The 6,249-nt window shown below is 41.1% G+C and carries 7 protein-coding genes; 5 read left to right on the plus strand and 2 right to left on the minus strand.

Translation table 11 applies throughout. The features are described 5' to 3' along the window. Nucleotides 1–551 (minus strand): LysR family transcriptional regulator (locus tag ACHSBP_RS00120; protein WP_395387884.1); only part of this gene is annotated, 551 nt, incomplete at its 3' end. Between the two features lie 136 nt (nucleotides 552–687). Here ACHSBP_RS00120 and rimK point away from each other — a divergent pair. From rimK to ACHSBP_RS00145, 5 genes are all read left to right on the plus strand, one after another. Then, on the plus strand, nucleotides 688–1,593 hold the full coding sequence (rimK, locus tag ACHSBP_RS00125) for a 30S ribosomal protein S6--L-glutamate ligase (protein WP_010558182.1): 906 nt from the start codon (nucleotides 688–690) through the stop codon (nucleotides 1,591–1,593). A 20-nt stretch (nucleotides 1,594–1,613) separates the two neighbouring features. Next, nucleotides 1,614–2,648: a succinylglutamate desuccinylase/aspartoacylase family protein gene (locus tag ACHSBP_RS00130; RefSeq protein ID WP_010558183.1), complete on the plus strand. Its 1,035-nt coding sequence runs from the start codon at nucleotides 1,614–1,616 to the stop codon at nucleotides 2,646–2,648. Further along, nucleotides 2,645–3,076 (plus strand): RimK/LysX family protein, encoded by a 432-nt coding sequence (locus tag ACHSBP_RS00135; RefSeq protein ID WP_010558184.1) that lies wholly within the window; start codon nucleotides 2,645–2,647, stop codon nucleotides 3,074–3,076. The genes ACHSBP_RS00130 and ACHSBP_RS00135 overlap by 4 nt, the downstream gene beginning before the upstream one ends. Nucleotides 3,077–3,205: 129 nt before the next feature. Next, the gene (locus ACHSBP_RS00140; protein ID WP_395387885.1) at nucleotides 3,206–4,096 is read left to right on the plus strand and encodes a mechanosensitive ion channel family protein; all 891 of its coding nucleotides are present in this window, start codon (nucleotides 3,206–3,208) and stop codon (nucleotides 4,094–4,096) included. 14 nt (nucleotides 4,097–4,110) lie between these two features. After that, nucleotides 4,111–5,058: a zinc transporter ZntB gene (locus tag ACHSBP_RS00145; protein ID WP_010558186.1), complete on the plus strand. Its 948-nt coding sequence runs from the start codon at nucleotides 4,111–4,113 to the stop codon at nucleotides 5,056–5,058. A gap of 9 nt (nucleotides 5,059–5,067) precedes the next feature. On the opposite strand, the gene ACHSBP_RS00150 is transcribed toward ACHSBP_RS00145, so the two are convergent. After that, the gene (locus tag ACHSBP_RS00150) at nucleotides 5,068–5,895 is read right to left on the minus strand and encodes a LysR family transcriptional regulator (RefSeq protein ID WP_395387886.1); all 828 of its coding nucleotides are present in this window, start codon (nucleotides 5,893–5,895) and stop codon (nucleotides 5,068–5,070) included. Between the last annotated feature and the right edge of the window lie 354 nt (nucleotides 5,896–6,249).

Consider the following 6,249-nt stretch of genomic DNA (forward strand, 5'->3'; position numbering starts at 1 on the left):
ACCATAACCATATTCTCAATATTGTGTAATGTCATGTCACGATCAGTCGACACTAGTTGCAAAGGTACAGTTGCGACCTTCTCGTTCATTATGTCTTCGGTAAATGGTGGTTCGAATAAAAACGCGATATCCACTAAACGGCTAATCACTTGTTTTCTGAGCTCTAATGGCGAATATGTATGGGTATATAAATGAACGTCATCTAGATTTCGGTGAATTTTTTGCAGCCAATCCTGCAGTACAATATCCCAAATTGACATCATTGAACCAACAAACAATTGATAAGCGTTAGGTTGAGCAACGCCGACGTCTTGTTTCAGTTTTTGCCACATAATTAGCATTTCATTGGCATGTTTAACAAGGCGATAGCCTTCGGCGGTAAGCTTTAAACGTTTTTGTGTGCGATCAAATAACTGTACACCGAGCTCTTCTTCCAACTGTTTAATTCGGCTACTAACAGCGGCTTGCGTTAGGTATAAGTTATCGGCTGCGACTCGCACATGTAAGGTTTGGCTCACTTCCAAAAACGTCGTTAAAAGCTCAATTTTCATTCAAAAACACCTTTTCAATAAAATTATTTTATCAACTTGTGATTTTTATTTTGTTTTTCTTTTTAGATATTTTCAACTAATTTTCCTACCATAAATTTGATTGGACAAATAAACGCCAAAATAAGGATGCCAAATTATGAAAATTGCTATTTTATCTCGAAATGAAAACCTATATTCAACCCGCCGCTTAAAAGAAGCGTGTATCGCACGTGGCCATGAGGTTGATGTTATTGACACATTACATTGCTACATGGATATCACCAGTAGTCGCCCTGCGGTGCGTTACCATGGTCAAGAGCTACCAAAATACGATGCGATTATTCCGCGTATTGGCGCATCAGTTACTTTTTATGGCACTGCAGTTGCGCGTCAGTTTGAAATGATGGGTACATTTAACGTGAATGAATCGGTAGCCATTAGCCGCTCTCGCGACAAATTACGTTCATTACAGTTGCTATCGCGTAAAGGCATTGGTCTGCCACGCACAGGATTTGCAAGCAAGCCAGACAACATTAAAGACTTAATTAAAAATGTGGGTGGTGCGCCTTTAGTAATCAAACTTTTAGAAGGTACCCAAGGTATTGGTGTAGTACTCGCTGATACAGCAAAAGCAGCAGAAAGCATTATTGAAGCGTTTATGGGCTTAAAAGCTAATATTCTCGTGCAAGAGTATATAAAAGAAGCTGGCGGTGCTGATATTCGCTGCTTAGTTGTTGGTGGCCGTGTTGTTGCAGCGATGAAACGCCAAGGTGCTGAAGGTGAATTCCGTTCAAACTTACACCGTGGTGGCAGTGCTGAACTTGTAAAATTAACCAAAGAAGAGCGTGCAACTGCGGTTAACGCTGCCAAAGTAATGGGGCTTAACTTCTGCGGTGTAGATTTACTGCGCTCACACAATGGCCCTATGGTAATGGAAGTAAATTCATCTCCAGGCCTTGAAGGCATTGAAAACGCAACGGGATTAGACGTGGCAGGTAAGCTCATTGAGTTTATTGAAAAGACAGCTAAGTCTGGTTCAACAAAAACCAAAGGACAAGGTTAATTAACGTTATTGGAACAGTTATGAACGAATTGATTATTGGCGAACACACAATTATGCCTGGCGAAACAAAAAAAATTGATTTGCCAGTAGCCAAATTGTACACCGATGCTGATGTGCACTTGCCGGTACATATTATTCGCGGTAAGAAAGCGGGCCCAACAATTTTTATCAGCGCCGCGGTGCATGGTGATGAACTGAACGGCATTGAAATCATCCGACGCCTTATCAATTTAAAAGGCTTTAAAATTTCAGCAGGCACCTTAATTGCCGTGCCTATGGTGAATGTATACGGGGTGATCAACCAAAGCCGCTACATGCCTGATAGACGCGACCTGAACCGCAGCTTTCCTGGGTCAGCGAAAGGCTCATTAGCAGCACGTGTCGCTAATATTTTCTTAAAAGAAATTGTTAGCCACTGTGATTACGGTATTGATCTGCATACAGGTGCTATTCACCGCTCAAACCTGCCACAAATTAGGGCACAACTAGCGGATGAAGAAACCTTAGCGCTTGCAAATGCATTTGGTGCACCAGTAATTTTAAATTCGGAAATAATCGATGGTTCATTGCGTGATGCTGCGGTTGATAACGGTACTAAAGTATTGTTATACGAAGCAGGAGAAGCACTGCGATTTGATGAGTTTTCAATTCGCGCCGGCATCAAGGGCATCGTTAATGTACTGCGCCATTTGAAAATGACACCAAAAGGCAGAGCACGGAAAAAAACGGTTAACCAATTTGTCGCCAATAACAGCGGTTGGGTACGTGCAACCAGCAGCGGCATTGTCACCCATTTATTTAACTTGGGTGACCAAGTTAAAAAAGGCCAAGTACTTGCAGAAATCGGAAGCCCGTACGGCGAGATTTTAACGGAAGTACTGGCAAACAAAAGTGGCGTCATTATAGGTAAACAAAATATACCTTTGGTACAAGAAGGCGAAGCCATGTACCACATTGCTTACTTTAAAGAAGATGATGAAGAAATTGCTGAACATATTGGCAGTGTTGAAGAAGAACTTGTGAACCATATTGTAAACAGTGAAGGATTGCTATGAATAACAGAATAATTATCGGCCATGTAGAAAATATTGATCTACCCGATTTAGGCATTACGCAAATGACAGTGCGCGTAGATACAGGCGCACAAACGTCATCGTTGCATGTTGATAATATTCAACGAACTAAATTGGATAAAAAGCCAGCGGTATCGTTTGATATTCACCCTGAAATTCATAACGTAGACAAAACCGTACGCTGTACCGCTATTTTGCATGATATTCGCAAAGTAAAATCATCGAATGGCATGACCGAACAACGCTATGTAATTAAAACGCCTGCGATACTTGGCGAGCATAAATGGAATATTGAAATAACATTGACCGATCGCTCAGATATGACCTATTTAATGTTATTAGGTCGACAAGCGATGGGCGATCACTTTTTCATTGATCCTGCAAACGGCTTTGTCGCCTCGCAAAGTTAACAGTAATACAGCTAGACGTATGCGCCTGTGGCGCTGCGTGCTAGCTGCAGGCAACACAGATTGTAAATTTTCCTGTGCATACTGATTGCTGTAAAATAGCAAAAAACTCCCCCTAACAAGGACTTATTAATGTTAGAACAAGTTAAATATTGGCTCAATTTCCCACTATTTAAATTTAATGAACGTGTTGTCACTCTGATTGAAGTGCTCGCCGTTCCGCTTTGGTTAATCGCCAGTGTTTGGCTTTCCCATGTCATTATAAAAATGATTGGTAAACGCCTAGCTAAGAAAAATAAAGACCCTAACATAGTGCACTTAGTACAGCGCATTTTGTATGTGGTGGCGCTCGCAATTATTTTTATGACAACCCTTTCAATGATCAATGTGCCGATCACTGCATTTGCGTTTCTTTCTGGTGCAATCGCGATTGGTTTTGGTTTTGGTGCACAAAACATTATCAATAACTTTATTAGTGGTTGGATTTTAATGGGCGAAAAGCCAATCCGCATTGGTGATTTTTTAGAGGTCGAAGGCGTAAAGGGTGTGGTTGAAGAAATTAACACCCGCTCAACACGTATTCGCCGTGTTGATGGCGTTCACATGCTGATCCCCAACAGCAAGTTATTAGAAAACACAGTGACTAACTGGACCCTACGCGACAAATTAGTGCGCGGTACAGTAGCTGTAGGTGTTGCCTATGGTACCGATTGTAAAAGTGTCAAACGCATTATGTTAGAAGTTGCCAACGCGCAACCAGAAACACTAAACGAAGATGGCCGGGCACCATTAGTTTTTTTCCAAGACTTTGGCGATAACTCGCTGCTGTTTGAAGTGTATTTTTGGATTAACTCGCAAGTTGAAGGTGGCTTACGATTAGTTGCAAGCAATATTCGATTTGAGTTAGATGAAGCGTTTAAAGCAGCAGGTATTACAATTGCATTCCCGCAACGTGATATTCACCTTGATGGCACACTTAATATTGTTAATAAGTCAGAACCGACTAACAAAGCTGACAGCTAACTTAGGACATAACCATGAAGCATGATTTTATAATTGAAGGTTGGCAACTCAATCACAACGACAGACCTAGTGAAGTCACGTCAGAACAGCAACTAGCAGAGCAAAATTATTGGGTGCACTGCGATCGCTCATCGGCTGAATTTGAACATTGGTTAGAATCCCTTGGTTTTGATGAATCAATTATTGAATCACTGCTTGCCACCGATACAAGACCGCGTTTTCAGCAAATTGATAAGAACAGCTTTTTCCTTATTTTAAGAGGTGTAAACCTAAATACCGGAAAAGAGCCAGACGATATGTTAACTGTGCGTTTGCTTTACACGCCTGAGCGTGTTGTTACGTGTAGCATTCAGCGCTTACGTGCAATTGAAGCGATGGCATCTCAGTTAAAGAAGAATAAAGGACCCGATACCCTTGAATCATTGGTAATTGAGTTATTAAGTCAGCTAAATGCTAAAATTGAATCTGTAATTGAGCCTATTGAGCAATTTATTAACGCCCAAGATAACGATGCGTTTAGCTCAGATGCCATTGCTGAGATAAGCGTTAAACATCGTAAATTACTGCGTTTAAATCGCTTTTTAAAGCCGCAACTGTATGCGCTATCGGCATTAAGTAAAAACAATGTGGCGGCATTTAATGACTATCATGTAGAGCTTGCGACCGAGCTTGATACCTTGTCTCGTATTGTCGACACCATCGATTTCTACATTGCGCAAATCGACGTAATTAACAACCGCATTTCGCAAATTAACAGCGAAGTGATGAACCGCAATACCTACATACTGTCGATCATCGCAGGCATTTTCTTACCACTTGGTTTTTTAACCGGGTTATTCGGTATTAATGTGGGCGGCATGCCTGGCGTTGATAACCCTCATGCCTTTTATTGGTTTTGCGGTGTGTTAACAGGCATAGGTGTTGTTGCATTAGTGATGTTTCGCCGTTGGAAATTCCTATAGCTAATACGCTTAGCTATTTGCGAGTAAATTACAAAGTTCATCTGTCAGCGCCGAATGTGGCGCTGATTTTTTATAGGTCAAATAAACTGGTCGCTTTAACTGTATGGCGCTGTCTATATTAAATAAACGCCCTTCTACTATGTAGGGTTTGACTAGATCACTCGGTAAATACGCAAAACCACCATTGGCCAACATCAAATCTAACGCTATGGTTGCCGCTGAGGTGCGATGGCTAGGTTGCACTTTATGCTGAGCAGCATGCTCTTTAGCAAACGTAATGCCCCAATCAACATAAATATAATTGTCGCATGTTTCACTGAATTCAGCACAACTACCAACCAGCGAAATATCAAAATCACCAACATGGGTATTAATAAAATCACTGTCTTTAATTGGGTCTGTTAAAAAAGCAAGCTGCAAACTTTTATCATCAAGTTTGCGCTGGATTGCCTCTCGCACTGAAATTTCCGTACCGACCACAACCGAATCAAATACCGTGTTCATTTCATTTATACGAGAGCACAAATATGCATCCCATACATTGGGGGTTGCTGCAATATTGAATACCGTTTTTTGCTCACTGGCCAAGCCCACCATGGCTTTTGATTGCGCAATTTGCTCAATCACCAGATGTGCATAAGGCAGTAACGCATTACCCGCAGACGTTAAGCTCAGGTTATTTTTATCGCGAATAAATAACGGCGTGGCATAAAATTCTTCAAGTTGTTTTATGCGTGCACTCACAGCAGCTTGGGTAATGTATAACTGCTCAGATGCTTTGCCAAAATGCCTGTTTTCCGCAACCGCGATAAACGTCTTAAAAACCTTAATATCCATACTTTCACCTAGTAAACCAATTCGCAATAACACTTAATCTCTTAGAGGGGTAAAACCCGCTGCCACTTTATTTAAAATTTACATTAAAAACAAATAGGTAACGCAATTCATTCTATGATATCAACGACGTTTTATTGCCACAAAACAGTGTTATTAATTAGGGTCTGTTGACCTTTCAAGTTCGTTTTTGCAGCAGTTTGATTGGGTTTTATACAAGGCAGAGGCTTCGTGGCATAGTTATTCTATGTGAGCCAGCCGATAACACAGTAGAAAAGCCAATCAAGCGCTGCCGAACGGTTCTTTTGAGCGCACTTTTCTCATTGTTGCTCGATATTCGCTTAGATTACTAGGCCA

Origin of the sequence: Pseudoalteromonas sp. XMcav1-K, assembly GCF_044005875.1 — a bacterium.
Classification (GTDB): Bacteria; Pseudomonadota; Gammaproteobacteria; order Enterobacterales; family Alteromonadaceae; genus Pseudoalteromonas; species Pseudoalteromonas spongiae.

Bases quoted from the DNA above. Each gene is read 5' to 3' on its own strand.
- rimK (WP_010558182.1), top strand. From the start codon at position 688: ATGAAAATTGCTATTTTATCTCGAAATGAAAACCTATATTCAACCCGC.
- ACHSBP_RS00130 (WP_010558183.1), top strand. From the start codon at position 1,614: ATGAACGAATTGATTATTGGCGAACACACAATTATGCCTGGCGAAACA.
- ACHSBP_RS00135 (WP_010558184.1), top strand. From the start codon at position 2,645: ATGAATAACAGAATAATTATCGGCCATGTAGAAAATATTGATCTACCC.
- ACHSBP_RS00140 (WP_395387885.1), top strand. From the start codon at position 3,206: ATGTTAGAACAAGTTAAATATTGGCTCAATTTCCCACTATTTAAATTT.
- ACHSBP_RS00145 (WP_010558186.1), top strand. From the start codon at position 4,111: ATGAAGCATGATTTTATAATTGAAGGTTGGCAACTCAATCACAACGAC.
- ACHSBP_RS00150 (WP_395387886.1), bottom strand. From the start codon at position 5,895: ATGGATATTAAGGTTTTTAAGACGTTTATCGCGGTTGCGGAAAACAGG.